Raw genomic sequence first — 19,162 nt, 5'->3', positions numbered from 1 at the left:
CCGGATGGAGCGGCCGTTCCATGATCGGGCTCGTCCTCGTCGTGGCGACGCTGTTCTTCATCGTGCCCCTGGCCTGGCTGCTCATCGCGACGACCAAGACCGAGCACGAGCTGGCCGTGCGTACGCCGTTCGCGATCGGCTCGTGGGACACGTTCACGACCAACGTGCGCCAGCTGTTCGACTTCCAGTCCGGCGCGGTCGTGCAGTGGATCCGCAACTCGGCCTACTACTCGATCGCGGCGCTCGTCATCACCCTCGCCATCTCGATCCCGGCCGGCTACGCGCTCGCCCTGACCGAGTTCCGCTTCCGCCGCACGCTCATGGTGACCACGCTCGTCGTGATGCTGATGCCCAACACGGCGTTGGTGCTGCCGGTGTTCCTCGAGATGAACAAGGTCGGCCTGGTCGGCCAGCCGTTGTCGGTGATCCTGCCGTTCTCGTTCTATCCCTTCGGCGTCTACCTGACCTACATCTACTTCTCGTCGAGCATCCCGCGGAACCTGCTCGCCGCGGCACGCCTGGACGGCTGCAGCGAGGTGCAGGTCTTCACCCGCATCGCGCTGCCGCTGGCCTCGCCGGTCGTGGCCCTCGTGGCGTTCTTCAGCTTCGTGCAGAACTGGAACAACTACTTCCTGCCGTTCGTCATGCTGCCGTCGAGCGACAGCTATCCGATGCAGGTCGGCCTCTCGACGCTGCTGTCGTCCACGCCGGCGTTCAACCCCAGCGCGGCCGGGTCGGAGTCGATGCACCTGCCGACGCTCGCGCTCGCGACGATCGTGTCGATGCTGCCGGTCCTGATCCTGTTCCTGTTCTCGCAACGCTTCCTGGTGGCGGGCATGACGGCCGGGGGAGTCAAGGAATGAAGATCACCGGCTACCGCGAGCTCTTCACGCAGCACGAGTGGCACCGCCCGGTCGGCGACGTCAACGGCGTGAGCGTCGGGACCCGCACCGACGTGCACGTCCTGATCCTCACCACGGACGAGGGCTACGAGGGCATCAGCGTCGGCCCGTCGAGCCGGAGCGACCTCGCCCGGGTCTTCCCCGCGATCGAGGGCGAGGACCCCCGCGGCGTCACGGCGCTCTACGACCGCATGCTGTCGTACGTCTTCAAGTCCGGGCACACCGGCAGCGTGTTCGCGTCGATCGGTGCGATCGACGACGCGCTCTGGGACCTCAAGGCGAAGATGGCCGGCGAGCCCCTGTGGCGGATGCTCGGCGGCCGCACGCGGTTCGTGCCCGGCTACGCGTCCGGCCTCGAGTTCGGCCTCGCCGACGACGAGGTGCACGCGCTCTACGAGCAGTTCGCCGCCGCCGGCTTCGCCCAGGCGAAGCTCAAGGGTGGGCGCAACGCCGACGACGACATCCGCCGGCTCCGCCTCGTACGGGACGTGCTCACCACGAACTCCGCCCAGCCCGCCATGATGTTCGACGCCAACGAGTCGTGGCACCGCTCGCAGGCGGTGCGGCACATCCAGCGGATCGAGGCCGAGATCGACCTGACCTGGATCGAGGAGCCCGTACGCCGTTGGGACGCGCACGGCCTGGCGGAGGTGCGCAGGAGCGTCAGGACCGGCGTCGCGACCGGCGAGAACCTGACGGGTCTCGAGCAGTACCGCCCGCTGTTCGACGCCGACGCCGTCGACGTGGTGCAGTTCAACAGCGGGTGGGGGACCACCAACGCGCTGCGCGTCGCGGTGGCGGCGCATGCGCACGACCTGCCGGTGAGCCCGATCGGCTTCACGTCGATCATCGCGCACGCGGCGAGCACCATGCCGAACCACCTGACCACCGAGGTCCAGGACCTCGGGCAACCCATCGGGGTGCACATCGACCAGGAGATCGCCGACGGCGGCATCGTGCTGGGCAACTCTCCGGGCGCGGGCATCACGCTGGACGAGGCGCTGATCGAGAAGCTGCCGGTCGGCCAGGGCTGGGCGACACCCGCGGGCCCGCACGTACGGCCGGAGCGCGCAGGCCTCCGCATGGTCCCGGGCGAGCCGGGTGCCCCCGACATCACGTGGCTCGGAGCATGAGGGAGCCGTTGCGGGTCTGCCAGACGACGCAGCTGCGACCCGGCATGCGCGAGCGCTACCTGGAGCTGCACGCGGCCGTCTGGGACGCCGTCGAGGCCGGGATCCGGGCCGCGCACATCGAGAACTACTCGATCTTCGTGCGCGACGACACGCTCGTGGCCTACTTCGAGTACGTCGGCGAAGACCTCGCCGCCGACCTCGCGGTGCTCGACGAGGACCATGAGATGCAGCGGTGGCTCGAGCTGACCGACCCGTGCCAGCTCGACCCCGAACCGGGCGAGCCGGGCGGTCCCTGGCGCGACCTCACCCTCGCCTGGCACCTCTCAGGGGGCTAGTCGAGCGCGATCCCGTACGTCGTGGCGCCGTTGGTGCGGAGCACGAGTGCCTGCTCCGCCTCCGTCAGGCCGAACGAGGTGGCCACGAAGTCCAACCACGCCTCGTACGGTTCACCGTCGCGGCGGGACACCGGCCAGTCGCTGCCCACCATGCAGCGGTCCGGCCCGAACACCTCGAGGGCGGCACCCACGAACGGGTGCGCGCGGTCGAACGTACGTGCTGGATCCGTCGCCGAACCCTGGCCGGAGAGCTTGATGAGGGTGTTCGGCTCCCGGGCCAGCGTCGTCAGGTCCTCGAGCCATTGCGTCGTCGACGGGCTGCCCCAGGTGTCGTCGATGTCCGGCTTGCCGAGGTGGTCGAGGACCACGGTGGTCTCGGGGGCGCGCTGCCTCAGACGTACGAGCGCGGGGAGCTGGTGGGCGCGGACGCATGCGTCGAACGTCAGCCCGGCGCGCCCGACGGCGACCAGTCCGGCTGCGACGGCGGGATCGTCGAAGAACTCGGCAGGCTCGTCCTGCAGCAGTCGGCGGACACCGGTGACCTTGTCAACCTGGCCCAGCACGTCGAGGTCCGCGACGACGGCGTCGCCGCGCTCGATGGGCAGGAACGCCACGACCGCGGCGATGGCGGGGCCGCCTGCGTGCAGCTGCGCGGCCCACTGGGCCTCCGCCGGGGCCTGGTCGGCGGTGCGATCGGCCTCGACGAACACCGCGCCCAGGGAGCCCGGGCTCTGGCCGGCCAGATCGGCCGGAGTGAACTGCTCGGGGAACGGGGTGCCGTCGAGCCAGTCGTAGGAGAAGAGTCGTCGGTCCCAGCAGTGCAGGTGCGTGTCGAGATAGGTGACCACACCCCCGAGACTAGACATCGGATGTTTGATCCGTCAAGATACCGGAATGCCGCGCAATGGCGCGCGACGCCTCGACCAAAGATCGAATGTCTGCGAAGGATTCTGATGAAGTTTGCCCGGCTCGGCCCCTTGGGCAGCGAGACCCCTGTCGTCCAGGTCGAGGACCGCATCCTCGACATCTCGTCGATCACCGACGAGATCGACGAGACGTTCTGGGCCTCGGACGGCGTCGCCCGGGTGCGTGCTGCCGTGGCTGCGGACACGCTGCCCGTCGTCCCCGATGCCGAGACGCTCCGCGTGGGTGCACCCATCGCCAAGCCCGGCACGATCGTCTGCATCGGCATGAACTACGCCGCCCATGCCGCCGAGTCCGGCTCGGAGCCGCCGAGCGTGCCGGTGCTGTTCTTCAAGGCCGCCAACACGATCGCAGGGCCGAACGACACCGTGACGATCCCGCGCGGCAGCACCAAGACCGACTGGGAGGTCGAGCTGGGCATCGTGATCGGCCGACGGGCGTCCTATCTCGACTCGGTCGAGCAGAGCCTCGACCACGTGGCGGGATTCGTGCTGGCCAACGACCTGTCGGAGCGGGCGTTCCAGCTCGAGGAGTCCGGCGGGCAGTGGAGCAAGGGCAAGATCGCGCCCGGCTTCAGCCCGCTCGGCCCGTGGGTGGTCACCCCGGACGAGGTCGACCACGCCAACCTGCGGCTCCGCAGCTGGGTCAACGGGGAGCCCCGCCAGGACTCGTCGACGGCGGACCTGATCTTCGACGTCGCCCACATCATCCATCACCTGAGCCAGTACATGGTGCTCGATCCCGGTGACGTCGTGCTGACCGGTACGCCCGAGGGTGTCGCGCTGTCGGGCCGGTTCCCCTACCTGCAGCCGGGAGACGTGGTCGAGCTCGAGATCGACGGCCTCGGCCGGCAGCGCCAGGACGTCGTCGCGCACGAGGCGGCACGATGAGCGCGGAGCTCGAGGGCCTCGTCGCGATCGTCACCGGTGGTGCCAGCGGCATCGGGGCAGCGATCGCCTCGGAGCTCCACGACCGCGGCGCCTCGGTCGCGATCCTCGACCTCAATCCCGGCGCCGCCCCCGAGGGCACGCTCGCCGTCGAGGCGAACGTCGCCTCCGACGACAGCGTCCGTGCGGCGATCGAGACGGTCGTGCGCACGCTCGGACGTATCGACATCGTCGTCAACAACGCCGGCATCAGCGCGAAGGGCACGGTCGAGGACAACACCGACGCCGACTGGCAGCGGGTGTTCGACGTCAACCTCTTCGGCGTCGTCCGGACGACCCGTGCCGCCCTGCCCCACCTGCGGCAGTCGCCGAGCCCGGCGATCGTCAACGTCTCGTCGATCGCCGCAACCGCCGGACTGCCCGAGCGGGCGCTCTACTCGGCCACCAAGGGTGCCGTCCACGCGCTCACCCTGGCGATGGCCGCGGACCACGTCCGCGAGGGCATCCGGGTCAACAGCGTCAATCCCGGAACGGTCGAGACCGACTTCGTCACCGGCCTGCTGGAGAAGGCGGACGATCCGGTCGCCGAGCGCGCGGCGATGACGGCCCGTCAGCCGCACGGCCGGCTCGTCAGCCCCCATGAGGTCGCGCACGCGGTGGCGTACCTGGCCAGTCCGCTGGCCACGTCGACCACCGGAACGACGCTCGCGGTCGACGGCGGCATGGCAGGCTTGCGAACCCGGCCCGCCAGCTGAGGTTGCCCGGCCACCGAGCGAGAACGGAGTGACATGGCACTGACCGACGACGCGATCTCGAAGATCAAGGACATGATCCTCGACGGTCGCCTCAAGCCCGGTGATCGCCTGCCCCGCGAGGCCGACCTGGCCGAGCAGCTCGGCATCTCCCGGGGCTCGCTGCGCGAGGCGGTCAGTGCGCTCTCGATGATCCGCATCCTCGACGTACGCCGGGGCGACGGCACGTACGTGACGAGTCTCGAGCCCGAGCTGTTGCTCGAGACCTTGACGTTCGTCATCGACTTCCACCAGGACTCGGACATCCTCGACCTGTTCGAGGTGCGCCGCGCGCTGGAGCCGCTGGCCGCCGAGAAGGCGGCGCTGCTGATGCCTCCCGACGAGGCCGCCGACCTGCTGGCGCTGGTGGACTCGGTCGGTGTCGAGGACTCGGTCGAGGCCTGGGTCGTGAACGACCTGGAGTTCCATCACCGCATCGCGCTCGCCGCCGGCAACTCGGTGCTGTGCCTGCTCGCCGACAGCGTCGCCGCCCGGACCCATCAGGCGCGGGTGTGGCGCGGCGTGACCCAGCAGGACTCGTTCGAGCAGACGCGCCGAGAGCATCGTGCGATCGCGCTGGCCATCGCCGAGGGTCGGCCGAGCGTTGCCGCGGCGCATGCCCTGGCGCACGTCGCGGGGATCGAGGACTGGCTGCGACGCAGCCTCGGTGGCGCCGACGACCCCGACACATGACGGAGCCCCTCGAGCCGGGTGGTCGGCGAGGGGCCCAGTCGCTCAGGGCGCCCATGGAGGTTGAAGCAGCACGCTGAGCCTGTGTGCACCGGCGAGGACTGTTCACCCGCCGGCTCGTCATCGAATCTACGGCCGGCGGGTGAGGCGGACAACCAACGCCAGGTGAACGTTGCGGGTCCGGTGATTCACCGGACGTTCACGTCGTTGCTCCAAGGTGTGTTCAGTGTCGACATCAGATCTGAGCCCGCTGGTGTCCGAGGCCCCTTCACCGCTCCTCCGAGCGACGCAGGCGCCGCCGGTACGCACGCTGGTCGACATCCTGCGGCAGACCGCGCTGGCGCACCCGGACGCCTCGGCGCTGGACAACGGGTCGAACGTCCTGACGTACGAGGAGTTCTGCGAATCAGCTGACGCGTTCGCCTCCGCCCTGCGCGAGCGTGGGGTGGGACGCGGTGACCGGGTGGGCGTCCGGGTCGACTCCGGGACCATCGACCTCTACGTCGCGATCATGGGGATCCTCGTCGCCGGCGCCGCGTACGTGCCGGTCGACGTCGACGACCCGGATTCCCGGGCCCGCACGGTGTTCGCCGAGGCCGATGTCGCGGCCGTCGTCGGCAACGAGCTGGTGATCACCTCGCGCCGCGGTGGCAGCGCCGTCTCGATCGACGAGGAGCCCCTGCCGGCCGATGACGCGTGGGTCATCTTCACCTCAGGGTCGACGGGTACGCCCAAGGGCGTCGCGGTCTCGCATCGATCCGCCGCGGCATTCGTCGACGCCGAGGCAGCGCTGTTCATGCAGGACGCGCCTTTGGGCCCGGGTGACCGGGTGATGGCGGGGCTCTCGGTGGCGTTCGACGCGTCGTGCGAGGAGATGTGGCTTGCCTGGCGACACGGCGCCTGCCTCGTCCCCGCGCCGCGTTCCCTCGTCAAGAGCGGCAGCGACCTCGGGCCCTGGATGGTGGCCAACGGCATCACGGTGGTCTCGACCGTCCCGACTCTTGTCGCCTTGTGGCCACCCGGCGTGCTCGACGACGTACGCCTCCTGATCGTCGGTGGCGAGGCGTGCCCGCCCGAGATCGGCGAGCGCCTGGCCGCACCGGGCCGCGAGCTGTGGAACACGTACGGGCCGACCGAGGCGACCGTGGTGGCGTGCGCTGCGCCGCTCGAGGCGGGCGTTCCGGTACGCATCGGGCTGCCGCTTGCCGGCTGGGACCTCGCCGTCGTCGACGCCGACGGGCGGCACGTACAGCAGGGCCAGACCGGTGAGCTGATCATCGGTGGTGTCGGGCTCGCGCGTTACCTCGACCCGGCCAAGGACGCCGAGAAGTACGCCGCCATGGCGACACTGGGCTGGGATCGCGCCTATCGCAGCGGCGACCTGGTGTCGTACGACGGGGAGGGCCTGGTGTTCGTCGGTCGAGCCGACGAACAGATCAAGATCGGCGGCCGGCGCATCGAGCTCGGCGAGATCGACAGCGCGTTGCTGGGACTGCCCGGGGTGGCGGCCGCAGCTGCCGCGATCCGGACGACCGAGGCCGGCAACCGCATCCTCGTCGGCTACGTGGCGACCGATGCTGCCTTCGACCTGACCGCGGCCCTGACCGTGCTGCGGGGACAGATGCCGGAGGCGCTCGTGCCCCGGCTCGCCAGGCTCGACACCATGCCCACCCGCACCTCAGGCAAGATCGACCGGGACTCGCTCCCGTGGCCGTTGCCGGGCATTGACGCGTCGGCCGAGGCGACCCACCTCGAAGGGACCGCTGCCTGGCTCAAGACCATCTGGCTCGACCTGCTCGGCGCCGTGGTGACGAGCCCAGCCGACGACTTCTTCGTCCTCGGCGGTGGCAGCCTGAGCGCCGCGCAGCTCGTGGGCCGGCTGCGGGAGAAGTTCCCCGACGTCACCGTTGCCGACGTCTACGAGAACCCGTCGGTCGCGGCTCTCGCCTCGATGCTCGACGCCATGTCGGGCGAACCCACCCGGCAGAACTCTCCGGTCCGGCCCGTGCGGACCGCGACCCAGGCGGCGCAGATCGTCCTGACCATCCCCTTGCGTACGTTGAGTGGTCTGCGGTGGCTGACGTGGCTGGCGGCCGGCAACCATCTCGTCGCGTCGATGGTCAGCTGGTCCTGGCTGCCGCAGATCTCCTGGGGCTGGATCGCTCTCGGCTGGCTGCTCCTGATCTCGGCACCGGGGCGGATGGTCCTCGCTGCGCTGGGCGCCCGCATGCTCCTGCGCGGTGTCACGCCGGGTGCTCATCCGCGCGGTGGCGGGGTGCACCTGCGCCTGTGGCTCGCCGAGCACCTCGCGGACGAGCTGCGCGCCGGGTCGCTCTCCGGCGCGGCGTTGCTGACGACGTACGCGAGAATGCTCGGCGCCAGGATCGGGTCCGACGTCGACCTGCACTCGCTGCCACCCATCACCGGGTTGATCGAGATCGGCAACGGCGCGTCGATCGAGCCGGAGGTCGATCTCAGCGGGCACTGGCTGGACGGCGACACGCTCCACATCGGCACCGTCACCGTCGGGTCGGACGCGCGGATCGGGGTGCGCAGCCTGCTCGGTCCCGGCTCCCGGATCGGGGCCCGAGCCGAGATCGGACCGGGCTCGGCGGTCTTCGGCGTGGTTCCGGACGGCGAGTACTGGTCCGGCGCTCCAGCCCGACGCAAAGGTCCCGCACGCGGGCCCTTCACCAGCACGCGAGCGCCACGACGGCGCCGTTGGACCCTCGCGTACGCCTTGGTGGCCGGCGGCATTGCGCTGCTGCCAGTGCTCGCCGTGTGCATCGGCGCGCTTGCTGTCGTTCCCCTCGTCCGGTCGGCCGACAGCCTTGGCGAGGCACTGACCCGGCTCGCGATAGCGGCGCCGCTCGGTGTGCTGGCCGGGTTCGTCGCGCTCGCCCTGCTGGTGCTGGCGGCGGTGAGGCTGCAGTCGATCGGCCTGACCAGCGGCACCTACCCCGTGCACAGCGTCCCGGGATGGCAGGCCTGGTCGGTCGTGCGATTGATGGACGAGGCGCGCACGTGGCTCTTCCCGCTCTACTCCAGCACGCTCACGCCCTGGTGGCTGCGGCTGCTCGGCGCCAAGATCGGCAAGGGGGTCGAGGCCTCCACCGTGCTGATGCTGCCGGCCCTGACCTCGGTCAACGACGGCGCCTTCCTCGCCGACGACACGATGCTCGGCATGTACGAGCTCGGTGGCGGTTGGCTGCGGATCGAGCAGGTCAAGATCGGCCGTCGAGCGTTCGTCGGCAACTCCGGCATGACGGCGCCGGGTCGCAAGGTCCCCAAGGGCGGGCTGGTCGCGGTGCTCTCGGCCGCGCCGCGTCGGTCCGAGGCCAAGGCCGGCACGTCCTGGCTGGGCAGCCCGCCGCAGAAGCTCCGTCGATCCTCTGGCAAGGCCGACGACAGCAGGACGCATGCACCGCCTCGGCGCGTACGGACGTTCCGGGCTCTGGTCGAGCTGGCCCGCGCCGTCCCGCTGGTCCTGAACGGACTGCTCGGGCTGGTCGTCGTGGTCGGGCTGGAGCGGCTCGCTGCCGGGAGCTGGCCGGTGGCGGCAGCCCTGTCGGGCCTCGTGCTCATCGCCGCAGGGGCCATTGCGGCTCTCGCGGCCGCCGGGGCGAAGTGGGCCCTGGTCGGCAAGGTCCGCCCCGCCGAGCACCCGTTGTGGAGCAGCTTCGTGTGGCGCAACGAGCTCGCCGACACCTTCGTCGAGGTGCTGGGCGCGCCCTGGCTGGCGCGAACCGCGTCGGGCACGCCGGTGCTCAACCTCTGGTTGCGGTCGCTGGGCGCGCGTGTCGGGCGCGGCGTGTGGTGCGAGACGTACTGGCTGCCCGAGGCAGACCTCATCACGCTCGGGGCGGGAAGCACGGTGAACCGGGGCTGCGTGGTGCAGACGCACCTCTTCCATGATCGGATACTCAGCATGGACACCGTCTCGCTCGAGCCAGGATCGACGCTCGGACCCCACAGCGTCATCCTCCCGGCCGCGACCATCGGTGCGCACGCCTCGATCGGTCCGGTGTCACTCGTCATGCGCGGGGAGTCGGTGCCGAAGAAGACCCGCTGGATCGGCAACCCGATCGGGCCGTGGGCCGAAGACGACATCGCGGCTCCGCGGTGACGCGCGCCGCAGCAGTCGGTGTCGAGGACGACCGCTACGTCCCGGACCACGGCGACCTGTCGTTTGACGTCACGCACTACGACCTGCAGCTCGACTACAGCGTCGAGTCGAACCGGCTGTCAGGTCGCGCCACCATCACCGCGACGGCGCTGGAGGAGCTCGACGAGCTGGAGCTCGACCTCTACCGCCTGCGGGTGTCCAAGGTCAGCGTCGACGGATCGCCCGTCGCGAAGTACACCCAGCGCAAGCACCGGTTGGTCGTACGCCCCCGTGCCGCCGTGGCCGCCGGGAGCACGTTCACGATCGTCGTATCCTACGCCGGATCGCCCCAGCCCATGCCGGGCCTCGACGGCGACGCAGGCTGGGAGGAGCTCGCCGACGGGGTCATCGTCGCGTCCCAGCCGCACGGTGCGCCGTCGTGGTTCCCCTGCAACGACCGGCCGGCCAACAAGGCGACGTACGCGATCGAGATCACCGCGCCCTCCAACTATCGGGTCGTGGCCAACGGGGTCCTCGAGAGCAAGCGCCGCCGGTCCGCGGGCACGACGTGGCGCCACGTCGAGGAGTCGCCGATGGCGACCTACCTGGCGACAGTCCAGATCGGCCGCTACGACGTGGTGGAGTCGGGCGGCACCGTGCCCCTACGCACGGTCCATCCCGCAGGCAAGAAGGCCACCAGTGGCGGGCCGTTCGCCCGGCAGGACGAGATGATGAGCACGTTCGTGGGGTTGTTCGGGCCCTACCCCTTCGCGTCCTACACGGCCGTCATCACCGCGGACGAGCTCGACATCCCGCTCGAGGCCCAGGGACTCGCGGTCTTCGGCTCCAACTTCGCCACCGACGACTGGGACAGCGAACGCCTCGTCGCCCACGAGCTCGCCCACCAGTGGTTCGGCAACAGCGTGACGCTCGCCAGCTGGCGCGACATCTGGCTGCACGAGGGCTTCGCCTGCTACGCCGAGTGGCTGTGGTCGGAGGAGTCCGGTCGCGAGCCCGCTGCGGACCATGCGCAGCTGCACTGGGACCGCCTGGCCGGCCTCGAGCAGGACTTCCTGCTGGGCGACCCCGGCCCCGACCTGATGTTCGACGACCGGGTCTACAAGCGTGGGGCTCTGCTGCTGCACGCGCTGCGCACGGACGTCGGTGACACCCGGTTCTTCGAGCTCCTTCAGACGTGGACCGAGCGCCATGCCCACGGCTCGGTGTCGACGGACGACTTCATCGCGTTGACCGGCGAGATGTGCGGCGCCTCGGTGGGTGGGCTGTTCGACGCGTGGCTGCGTGAGGTCAGCCTTCCGGCGCTGCCCCAGGCGTGAGCTCCGGAGCGGCGTCCGACAGCACCGCCGCAGCGGCGACGTAGCCCGCAGGGCACTCCACGTCGTACATCCAGACGGGTGAGCCCAAGGGCTCGTCCTCGGGCCACCCGATGAGCGCCGGAGCCGAGCCGGGTGGTGTCACCTCGACGAGGTCCGGGTCGACCGTGAGGCCATGGCCCGTCGCCTTGACGACGGACTCCTTGCGTACCCAGGTCGCCACGTCGGATGCGCCGCCGGTAAGCAGCGCCTCGACGTCGATCCCGACCGGGCCGGCGTCGGTCACCGCAAGGGCGGCGAGTCCGCCGGTCCTGCTGAGGCTCACGTGGACCGGGCTGTCGAGCCCGACCACGTACGGCTTGCCGTGCCGGTCGCTGCCGCACGATCGGCACGCGCGGACGATGCGAGCGTCACCGTCGCCAGCACCGATGAAGGACGCGGCGAGCCGGGCCAGCTGCTGGTCGGCACCTGCTGCGGTGGTCCAGGCGACGACGAGCCGCCCGCGAGCCGCCGTGCCGGCATCCATGACCACGTGACGGGTCTATCACGCCCATGTGAGCGCTGTTCACCGCCGCGTCGCTGAGCATCCACCCCATGGCCGTCGCCGGACCGTACGTTGCCCGCATGACCACTGACTTCGGGACGCCGCTCCGCGTCGACATCGACCGTCTGGGCGACTACTCCGTCCTCGACACGGAGGACGACGACCCGATCCTGCTCGACCAAGGCGGACGGCCGATCGACACCTGGCGTGAGGGATACCCGTACCCGGCACGCATGGACGTCCAGGAGTACGACATGCAGAAGCGCCTCCTGCAGATCGAGCTGCTGAAGCTGCAGAACTGGATCAAGAGCACCGGCGGACGGCTCGTCGTCGTGTTCGAGGGCCGCGACGCTGCGGGCAAGGGCGGCACGATCAAGCGGTTCACCGAGCACCTGAACCCGCGTGGTGCGCGTGTCGTCGCGCTCGAGAAGCCCAGCGAGCGCGAGGAGTCGCAGTGGTACTTCCAGCGTTACGTCCAGCACCTGCCGGCTGCCGGCGAGATCGTGATGTTCGACCGGTCCTGGTACAACCGAGCCGGCGTCGAACGGGTCATGGGATTCTGCTCCGACGCCCAGTACGACGAGTTCATCCGGCAGGCACCGACGTTCGAGAAGATGCTCGTCAACGACGGCCTGCACCTCATCAAGTTCTGGTTCTCGGTCTCGGCGTCCGAGCAACGCACGCGCTTCGCGATCCGCCAGGTCGACCCGGTACGCCAGTGGAAGCTGTCGCCGATGGACCTGCAGTCGCTCGACAAGTGGGACGCCTACACGCGCGCGAAGGAGACGATGTTCGCGCGCACCGACACCTGGGTCGCGCCGTGGACCGTGGTCAAGAGCAACGACAAGAAGCGGGCGCGCGTCGAGTCGATGCGGCACGTGCTGGCGCAGTTCGACTACGACAACAAGGACCACGAGCTGGTCACCCGGGCTGATCCCCTGATCGTCGGACCGGCATCAGAGCTGTTCCGCGACGCCACCGACTGAAACGCACTGTGGATCGTTCGCGGCCTCAGCTGGTGACCGGGAGCCATGCCATCGGCGATGACGGCATCCCGCTGACTCCGCGAGCACTCGGCCTGACCGCCAGGATCTGGTCGACGCCCATGCGGTTCTCCTCGAACGCGAGTGCCCCGCCCGCCAGATAGAGCCGCCACACGCGGGCGTTCTCCTCGCCGACGAGCTTGACCGCGGTGTCCCAGCTGTCCTCGAGGTTCGCGGCCCAGGCCGCGACGGTCTGCGGGTAGTGCTCACGCATCGCCTGGACGTCCCGGATCTCGAGGCCGGCCGCCGCGATCAGGCCGATGGTCTTCGCTAGTGGCTTCATGTGCATGTCCGGAGCGATGTACGTCTCGATGAACGGACCGCCTCCGGGACGGTCGCCGAGCGTGTCGTTGCTGCGTGACATCTGCTGGATGAGCACCCGGCCACCCGGCTTGAGATAGCGGCGGATCGAGTCGACGAACACGACGTACTCGGCGTCGCCGACGTGCTCGCCCATCTCGATCGAGGCGATCGCGTCGATCTCCGCGTCTCGTACGCCGGACGCCTCGAGGTCACGGAAGTGGCGCAGGCTCACGTCGACCCGGTCCCGAAGCCCGCGCTCGGCTGCCTTGCCCATGACGTAGTCGCGCTGCTCGACCGACAGCGTCACACCCGTGACGTGGACGCCGTAGTGCTCGGCGGCGAACAGCGTCAGGGAGCCCCAGCCCGAGCCGATGTCGACCATCCTCATGCCGGGTTGCAACCCGAGCTTGCGGCAGACCAGATGGAGCTTGGCGGTCTGCGCGTCCTCGAGGCTCAGCTCCGGCGTGGTGTGGAAGCCGCAGGAGTACGCCATGTTGGGATCGAGGATCAGCTCGTAGAAGTCGTTGGACAGGTCGTAGTGGTGCGAGATCGCTGCGAGGTCGCGCTCCGTGCTGTGCAGCTCGCCGGTCAGGGCGGACTCCGCCGCCGGTCGCGGCGGGCAGCGACCGATCGCACCGAGTCGTACGGCCAGCGCCGCCGCCCGGGCGACCTGTTTCGGGCCGAGCCGCGGCCGGCCGGCCGAGCCGTCGGCCGTACGAGCGTTGCGGACCGCGTCCCAGAGGGACCGCAGCGCCTCGCCGAGATCGCCCTCGACGTCGAGATCGCCTTGGACGTACGCGCGGGCGAGCCCCAGCTCTCCTGGGCTCCACAGGACGTGCCGCAGTGCTCGGCGGTTCCGGATCACGACGGTCGGCGCGCCGGGTGGACCGGCTTCGCTGCCGTCCCAGCTGCGCAGGCGGATCGGCAGCTCGAGCCCGACGCTGTCCTCGACCAGGCGGAGGAGGGCGGATGCCTGGCTCATATCGCGATCGTCACGATCGGAGCCGTGGTCGGCTGCTTCGAACCGCCTTCGGGCTCCACGGTGATGGCCACGGAGTCCGCGCCACCGGCACCGTGCATGATCATCGTGCCGCTCCTCGTGAACGTGCCCTGGGACTTCGATCCGGCACCGTTGACCATCCAGACCTGGTACACCTTGTGGCCCTTGAGCGGCGCGAGATCGTTGGCCACGATGACCGCCGAGTCCTTCGCCGGCGAGGCGACCAGGCGGAGGTTGCCGCCGGTGGAGAACGTCTTGGAGGTGGTGGCTGCATCGGGTGCGGCCAGGACGGACGTGATGGCCGTGCTGCGCACGTCGGCCTCGTGCGCGTTGTCGCGCTCGATCGCGTAGCCGCCGACACCGATGGTGCCGACCAGGAACGCCGCCGCGGCGACGAGCCGGGGCACGGCGGACCTGAGGCCGCGCCGCTGGGCGATCGTGGTCACGACGGGCCGCTCCTGAGGGGTTCGCACGATCTCGGTGAGGACTCGGGACCGCATGGTTGCGGGCGGCGTGAGAGCGACCGCGTCGCCGAGCCGTGTCGCCGTCGCCTGGAATCCAGCCAGCTCGGAACGGCAGGCGGAGCACTGCTCGAGGTGGGCCTCGAAGCGGGCGCTCTCGGACGACTCGAGTGCATCGAGCGAGTACGGGGCCAGGAGGGTGTGCAGGTCGGTTGTCATGCTTCGATTCCCATGCAGTCGCGCAGGCGGACGATGCCGTCGCGTATTCGGGTCTTGATCGTGGCCGGGTTGACGCCGAGCGCCTCGGCGACCTCGGCGTAGGTGTAGCCCTGGTAGTACGCGAGGTTGACCGCCTCGCGTTGCAGATCGGTGAGTCCGGCCAGGCACCGGCGAACCTGTTCGTGCTCGAGGCTGAGGGCGACGGACTCCTCGACCTCGTCGAACGCGGGCGCGTCGCTGGAGGCGTACTTCTGCTCCCGGTTGGTGGCCGCCTGGTCGTGGCGGACGGCGTCGACCGCCCGGCGGTGGGCCATGGTCAGGACCCAGCTCCGGGCACTGCCACGCCGAGGGTCGAACCTCGGCGCGTTCTTCCAGACCTGGATGAAGACCTCTTGGGAGACCTCCTCGGCACGCGAGGGATCGCGGATGACCCGCCGGGCCATGCCGTAGACGGCAGGACTGAGGACGTCGTACACGTCGGCGAACGCCGATTCATCGCCCCGGCCGGCGCGGACCAGGAGATCGCCGAGGTCGACGGCCGCCCCGGGCATGCTGGGGCTCGCGAGCCTCAGCTGAGCGGCGTTCGCTGCCATGTCGTTCTCCCGTTCTCGGTGCCTGTTGTGAGTGATTCGTTGCCGCGCGGCACAGGGATGGGCGGAAACCCTCACGTTCCGAGGAGCAGCGGCCCCTGTCGTGTCCGTGGCCGGACAGCACTGTGGGCGCGTCCCGGAGGAAACGCGCCCACTGTGCTTCTCCCAGGGGAGGGAGGTGCCGTCGACTACTTGGTGTTGACGGTGATCTTCGCGACGCCCACCAGGAGGTCCTTGGTCACCGCGTCGGTCTTGAAGACCTTGTTCAGCAGGCCGGCAGCGACCGGGCTGATGAAGACCTTGGTGCCTTCGAGGATCGCGGTGTTGCCCTCGGCCTGCAGCGGCTTCAGGGTCGCGCCGCGCAGCTGGAACAGGAACGCGCTGGTGGCGGCCACCTTGCCGTTGACCGTGACGTCGCCGTAGACCCGTGAGATGCCGGGGTCGACGTTGAAGTTGGTCAGCTCGACCTTGGTGTCGCCTGCGGTCAGCGACAGGCCGGAGGCCTCGTGCTGGATCTGGCCGATGACGTACGGCTTGGCCGTGCCGGGCTTGAAGTAGGTGACGTTGCCGCCCGTGATCGGGAAGATCAGCGAGCCGTCCTCGAGCTTCGCGCCGTCGACGACACCGGGGGTGAGCTTCAGCGACGTCAGTGCGTCGACGAAGCCCTGGTCGAGCTTGATGGCGGTGGTGCCGCCGGTGCTGAGGTCGTTGAGCCGGGCGACCGGCTTGGCGACCGACACCTTGGAGTCGGACGATGCCGAGTCGGAGCCTGACGAACCGCACGCCGCGAGCGGCAGGGCTGCGATGGCGACGATGGCGAGGCCGGCGATCTTCTTCTTGCGAGAGCTGATGGAGCTCATGTGGTCCACATCCTTGGTTGTATGTCGTGGGGTCATCTGCTGACACCCGTGGTTCGCCACGGAGGGGTGCGGATGATTGGTCCAGAGGGCAAACAGTTCTGTCGCACCCGTGACGGGCCGGTGACCGTCGTCGTCTCGTCGCCCGTGCGGACGTGCGAGGTGACATGCTCGACGGCATGACTGACATCCAGCGCCCGGACGTCGCCGTGATCGGCGGATCCGGGTTCTACACGTTCCTCGACGAGCCACGGTCGGTCGAGGTCGAGACGCCGTACGGGAAGCCGTCCGCGCCCATCTCGATCGGCACCGTCGAGGGTCGGTCGGTCGCGTTCCTCCCGCGGCACGGACCGCACCATGACTTCCCGGCGCACCGGGTTCCGTACCGCGCGAACCTGTGGGCGCTGCGCAGCCTCGGTGTGCGGCAGGTGCTCGCACCCTGCGCCGTGGGCGGGCTCCAGGTCGAGCACGGGCCCGGCACGTTCGTGGTGCCCGACCAGCTCGTCGACCGTACGACCGGCCGCCACCAGACGTACTTCGACTCCGGCGCGTGCCACGTGTCGTTCGCCGATCCCTACTGCCCGAGGCTGCGCACGCACCTGCTCGGCGGGCTCGCGGAGCAGAGTCCCGTGGACGGCGGCGCGATGGTCGTGATCGAGGGACCGCGGTTCTCGACCCGTGCCGAGTCGAGGTGGTACGCCGACCAGGGCTGGGCGGTCATCAACATGACGGGTCATCCGGAAGCGGTCCTGGCCCGCGAGCTGGCGCTCTGCTACGCCACGGTGGCGCTGGTCACCGACCATGACGCCGGCGTCGACGAGGCGAGCGCGGTCAGCATGGACGAGGTGTTCGCGGTGTTCGCCGCCCACACCGAGACCCTGAAGTCGGCGCTCACGTCGGTGGTTGCCGGCCTCGGAACGGACCGCGACTGCAGCTGCTCCCACGCGGTGGACGGCATGGACCTCCCGATCGACCTGCCATGAGGATCCTGCTGACCGGTGCGGCCGGCTTCATCGGCGGGCACATCAGGGCGCAGGCACTGGAGCGGGATCACGAGGTGGTGAGCCTCGACGCGTACCTCCCGCAGGCGCACGGGACCGGTGGGCCGTACGACTCGAGCATCCACCGCCTCGACCTGCGCCGCGATCCTCTCGACGAGGTGCTCGAGGGGATCGACGTGGTGTGCCATCAAGCGGCCATGGTCGGCAACGGCGTGGACGCGCAGGACCTGCCCGACTACGCCGAGCACAACGATGCCGGCACGGCACGGTTGATCGCGGCGATGTCACGAGCCGGCGTGCGTGACCTCGTCCTCGCGTCGTCGATGGTCGTCTACGGCGACGGCCGCTACACGTGTCAGGTCGACGGCGACGTGCCGCCGGCCGTACGTCGTGAGGACGATCTGGCTGCCGGCCGGTTCGATCCACGCTGCCCGGTCTGCGGTGGCGACATCGCGTGGCGGGAGATCGGCGAGGACACGCCGTTCCTGCCGCGCACGAGCTACGCCGCGTCCAAGGTCGCGCAGGAGCACTACGCCGCCGCGTGGTGCACGCTCGACGACGCCCGGACGATCGCGTTGCGCTATCACAACGTCTACGGCCCGGGCATGCCCGCGGACACGCCGTACGCCGGGGTCGCGGCGATCTTCCGCTCGGCGATCGCGCGCGGCGAGGCGCCGCGGGTGTTCGAGGACGGCCGGCAGGTGCGCGACTTCGTGCACGTCAGTGACGTCGCGCGTGCCAACGTGCTCGCGGTCGAGCAGGTCGCGGCGCACTCCTCGGGTCTGACTGCCTACAACGTCGCGTCGGGGCACCCGTTCACGATCGGCGAGATGGCCTCTGTGCTCGCGGAGGCTGCCGGGGGCACACCGCCGGAGCTGACCGGCGACTACCGCCGTTTCGACGTGCGGCACGTGGTGGCCTCGCCGAGGGCTGCGGCCGAGCAGCTCGGCTTCACCGCGGAGATCACCCCCGAGGTCGGCCTCGCCCAGCTGGCGACGGACCCGTTGCGCCGGCGCTGAAGCACCGGACCTAGGCGGCCGGCAAGCGGATCTCGAACTGACAGCCGGTGTCGTGGTTGCGGACGTCGATCGAGCCGGACTGGGCGTCGAGCAGGCCGCGGGCGATGGCCAGGCCCATGCCGGCGCCCTGGCCGTCGGACTCGCGTGCCTCCGAGCCGCGATAGCCCATGTCGAACACCTTCGCGAGGTCGTGGTCGGGGATGCCACCGCACGAGTCGTCGACGCGCAGCCAGACCTCTGAGCGGTCGGACCCGATCGAGACCGTGACGGTGCTGCCTTCGGGCGTGTGGCGGATCGCGTTGCCGAGCAGGTTGCGGAGCACCCGCATGAGCTCCGGTGCCGCGCCGACCGCGAGCGTGCCGTGGGGACGGCCCTCGACAGCCAGGCGTACGCCGTGACGCTCGGCCGTCGGCCGAGCAGCCTCGACCGCGGAGCGTACGACGTCGTCGACCGCGATGGGTCCGACGTCGAGGGCCAGCGTCCCGGCGTTGATCTGCGACATCTCGAAGAGGTCGTCGATCATCGAGGCGAGCCGCAGCGTCTCGGCACGGATCAGCTGGGCGTACTGCTTGACGTCCTCGGGCGAGGACACGACACCGTCCTCGAGGGCCTCGGTCATGGCCTGCACGCCGGCGATGGGCGTACGCAGGTCGTGGCTGAGCCAGGCGAGGAGCTCCCGGCGTGATCGCTCGGCGCTGCGCTCACGCTCGAGGGCTTCGCGCTCCCACACGATCTTGCGGGCCAGCGAGCTGCCGAGGACGATCGCGCTCGGCACGCTGACGGCCGTGACGACGAGCCAGACGATCGCGGTGCGGCGGAGCTCAGCCGTGAACATGAACTGGCTCGTGCCGACCACGCCGACGATGATCGCGACGAGCGGCACGAGGGTCAGCAGGACGATCGAGGTCGTCAAGGCGCGACCGCGCAACAGGTAGAGCACGAGCGCTCCGACCCCGACGACGCCGAGCGAGCCCACCAGCCCGATGACCAGCGCGTGCAGCGTGTCCGCGCTCATGCTGACGCC

At 70.0% G+C, this 19,162-nt stretch carries 18 protein-coding genes; 11 read left to right on the top strand and 7 right to left on the bottom strand.

Annotated features, from left to right (window positions below):
* The first annotated feature begins 20 nt into the window (after window positions 1-20).
* From ASE12_RS08860 to ASE12_RS08850, 3 genes are read left to right on the top strand one after another with little or no spacing between them, the layout of a single operon-like run.
* On the top strand, window positions 21-863 hold the full coding sequence (locus ASE12_RS08860; protein WP_200954987.1) for a carbohydrate ABC transporter permease: 843 nt from the start codon (window positions 21-23) through the stop codon (window positions 861-863).
* Window positions 860-2,035, top strand: a complete 1,176-nt coding sequence (locus tag ASE12_RS08855; RefSeq protein WP_056399405.1) for a mandelate racemase/muconate lactonizing enzyme family protein — start codon at window positions 860-862, stop codon at window positions 2,033-2,035. Before ASE12_RS08860 ends, ASE12_RS08855 begins: the two co-directional genes overlap by 4 nt.
* On the top strand, window positions 2,032-2,370 hold the full coding sequence (locus tag ASE12_RS08850) for an L-rhamnose mutarotase (RefSeq protein WP_056399403.1): 339 nt from the start codon (window positions 2,032-2,034) through the stop codon (window positions 2,368-2,370). Before ASE12_RS08855 ends, ASE12_RS08850 begins: the two co-directional genes overlap by 4 nt.
* On the opposite strand, the gene ASE12_RS08845 is transcribed toward ASE12_RS08850, so the two are convergent.
* Window positions 2,367-3,218 (bottom strand): amidohydrolase, encoded by an 852-nt coding sequence (locus ASE12_RS08845; protein ID WP_056399401.1) that lies wholly within the window; start codon window positions 3,216-3,218, stop codon window positions 2,367-2,369. The two genes, ASE12_RS08850 and ASE12_RS08845, sit on opposite strands and share 4 nt — an antisense overlap.
* A 105-nt stretch (window positions 3,219-3,323) precedes the next feature.
* Between ASE12_RS08845 and ASE12_RS08840 the strand changes: the two genes are divergently transcribed.
* The 5 genes from ASE12_RS08840 (at window position 3,324) to ASE12_RS08820 (ending at window position 11,104) form a co-directional block, all read left to right on the top strand.
* The gene (locus tag ASE12_RS08840; RefSeq protein WP_056399399.1) at window positions 3,324-4,184 is read left to right on the top strand and encodes a fumarylacetoacetate hydrolase family protein; all 861 of its coding nucleotides are present in this window, start codon (window positions 3,324-3,326) and stop codon (window positions 4,182-4,184) included.
* A complete protein-coding gene (locus tag ASE12_RS08835; protein ID WP_056399397.1) occupies window positions 4,181-4,936 on the top strand; it encodes an SDR family NAD(P)-dependent oxidoreductase in 756 nt (251 codons plus the stop codon). Before ASE12_RS08840 ends, ASE12_RS08835 begins: the two co-directional genes overlap by 4 nt.
* 33 nt (window positions 4,937-4,969) lie before the next feature.
* Window positions 4,970-5,665, top strand: coding sequence for a FadR/GntR family transcriptional regulator (locus tag ASE12_RS08830; RefSeq protein WP_056399394.1), 696 nt, complete (start codon window positions 4,970-4,972; stop codon window positions 5,663-5,665).
* Between the two features lie 223 nt (window positions 5,666-5,888).
* Window positions 5,889-9,788: a Pls/PosA family non-ribosomal peptide synthetase gene (locus ASE12_RS08825; RefSeq protein ID WP_235508878.1), complete on the top strand. Its 3,900-nt coding sequence runs from the start codon at window positions 5,889-5,891 to the stop codon at window positions 9,786-9,788.
* Window positions 9,785-11,104, top strand: a complete 1,320-nt coding sequence (locus ASE12_RS08820; protein WP_056399391.1) for a M1 family metallopeptidase — start codon at window positions 9,785-9,787, stop codon at window positions 11,102-11,104. The genes ASE12_RS08825 and ASE12_RS08820 overlap by 4 nt, the downstream gene beginning before the upstream one ends.
* On the opposite strand, the gene ASE12_RS08815 is transcribed toward ASE12_RS08820, so the two are convergent.
* Entirely contained in the window at window positions 11,076-11,627 is a 552-nt protein-coding gene (locus tag ASE12_RS08815; RefSeq protein ID WP_056399388.1) for a 4'-phosphopantetheinyl transferase superfamily protein, read from the bottom strand. The genes ASE12_RS08820 and ASE12_RS08815 overlap by 29 nt on opposite strands.
* Window positions 11,628-11,725: 98 nt before the next feature.
* Between ASE12_RS08815 and ppk2 the strand changes: the two genes are divergently transcribed.
* Complete coding sequence (gene ppk2 / locus ASE12_RS08810) at window positions 11,726-12,631, top strand: polyphosphate kinase 2 (RefSeq protein WP_056404677.1); 906 nt, start codon at window positions 11,726-11,728, stop codon at window positions 12,629-12,631.
* Window positions 12,632-12,656: 25 nt separating this feature from the next.
* Here ppk2 and ASE12_RS08805 read toward each other — a convergent pair whose 3' ends face one another.
* The 4 genes from ASE12_RS08805 to ASE12_RS08790 all read right to left on the bottom strand — a co-directional run bounded on the left by ASE12_RS08805 (window position 12,657) and on the right by ASE12_RS08790 (window position 16,121).
* Window positions 12,657-13,973, bottom strand: a complete 1,317-nt coding sequence (locus ASE12_RS08805; RefSeq protein WP_056399386.1) for a cyclopropane-fatty-acyl-phospholipid synthase family protein — start codon at window positions 13,971-13,973, stop codon at window positions 12,657-12,659.
* A complete protein-coding gene (locus ASE12_RS08800; RefSeq protein WP_056399382.1) occupies window positions 13,970-14,671 on the bottom strand; it encodes an anti-sigma factor domain-containing protein in 702 nt (233 codons plus the stop codon). Before ASE12_RS08800 ends, ASE12_RS08805 begins: the two co-directional genes overlap by 4 nt.
* Window positions 14,668-15,264: an ECF RNA polymerase sigma factor SigK gene (sigK, locus tag ASE12_RS08795; RefSeq protein WP_235508877.1), complete on the bottom strand. Its 597-nt coding sequence runs from the start codon at window positions 15,262-15,264 to the stop codon at window positions 14,668-14,670. Before sigK ends, ASE12_RS08800 begins: the two co-directional genes overlap by 4 nt.
* Before the next feature lie 185 nt (window positions 15,265-15,449).
* Window positions 15,450-16,121: a hypothetical protein gene (locus ASE12_RS08790; RefSeq protein ID WP_200954986.1), complete on the bottom strand. Its 672-nt coding sequence runs from the start codon at window positions 16,119-16,121 to the stop codon at window positions 15,450-15,452.
* A 176-nt stretch (window positions 16,122-16,297) separates the two neighbouring features.
* Between ASE12_RS08790 and ASE12_RS08785 the strand changes: the two genes are divergently transcribed.
* Both ASE12_RS08785 and ASE12_RS08780 read left to right on the top strand, forming a co-directional pair.
* Window positions 16,298-17,101: an S-methyl-5'-thioadenosine phosphorylase gene (locus ASE12_RS08785; protein ID WP_056404671.1), complete on the top strand. Its 804-nt coding sequence runs from the start codon at window positions 16,298-16,300 to the stop codon at window positions 17,099-17,101.
* Window positions 17,098-18,138, top strand: a complete 1,041-nt coding sequence (locus ASE12_RS08780) for an NAD(P)-dependent oxidoreductase (RefSeq protein ID WP_056399378.1) — start codon at window positions 17,098-17,100, stop codon at window positions 18,136-18,138. Before ASE12_RS08785 ends, ASE12_RS08780 begins: the two co-directional genes overlap by 4 nt.
* A gap of 10 nt (window positions 18,139-18,148) precedes the next feature.
* Here the strand turns inward: ASE12_RS08780 and ASE12_RS08775 are convergent, their stop codons facing one another.
* Window positions 18,149-19,153 (bottom strand): sensor histidine kinase KdpD, encoded by a 1,005-nt coding sequence (locus ASE12_RS08775; protein WP_056399375.1) that lies wholly within the window; start codon window positions 19,151-19,153, stop codon window positions 18,149-18,151.
* Window positions 19,154-19,162 lie beyond the last annotated feature (9 nt).

Origin of the sequence: Aeromicrobium sp. Root236, assembly GCF_001428805.1 — a bacterium.
Taxonomy (GTDB): Bacteria; Actinomycetota; Actinomycetes; order Propionibacteriales; family Nocardioidaceae; genus Aeromicrobium.
Note: the sequence above shows the minus strand (reverse complement) of the source record. Positions and strands in the feature narration are given on the sequence as shown.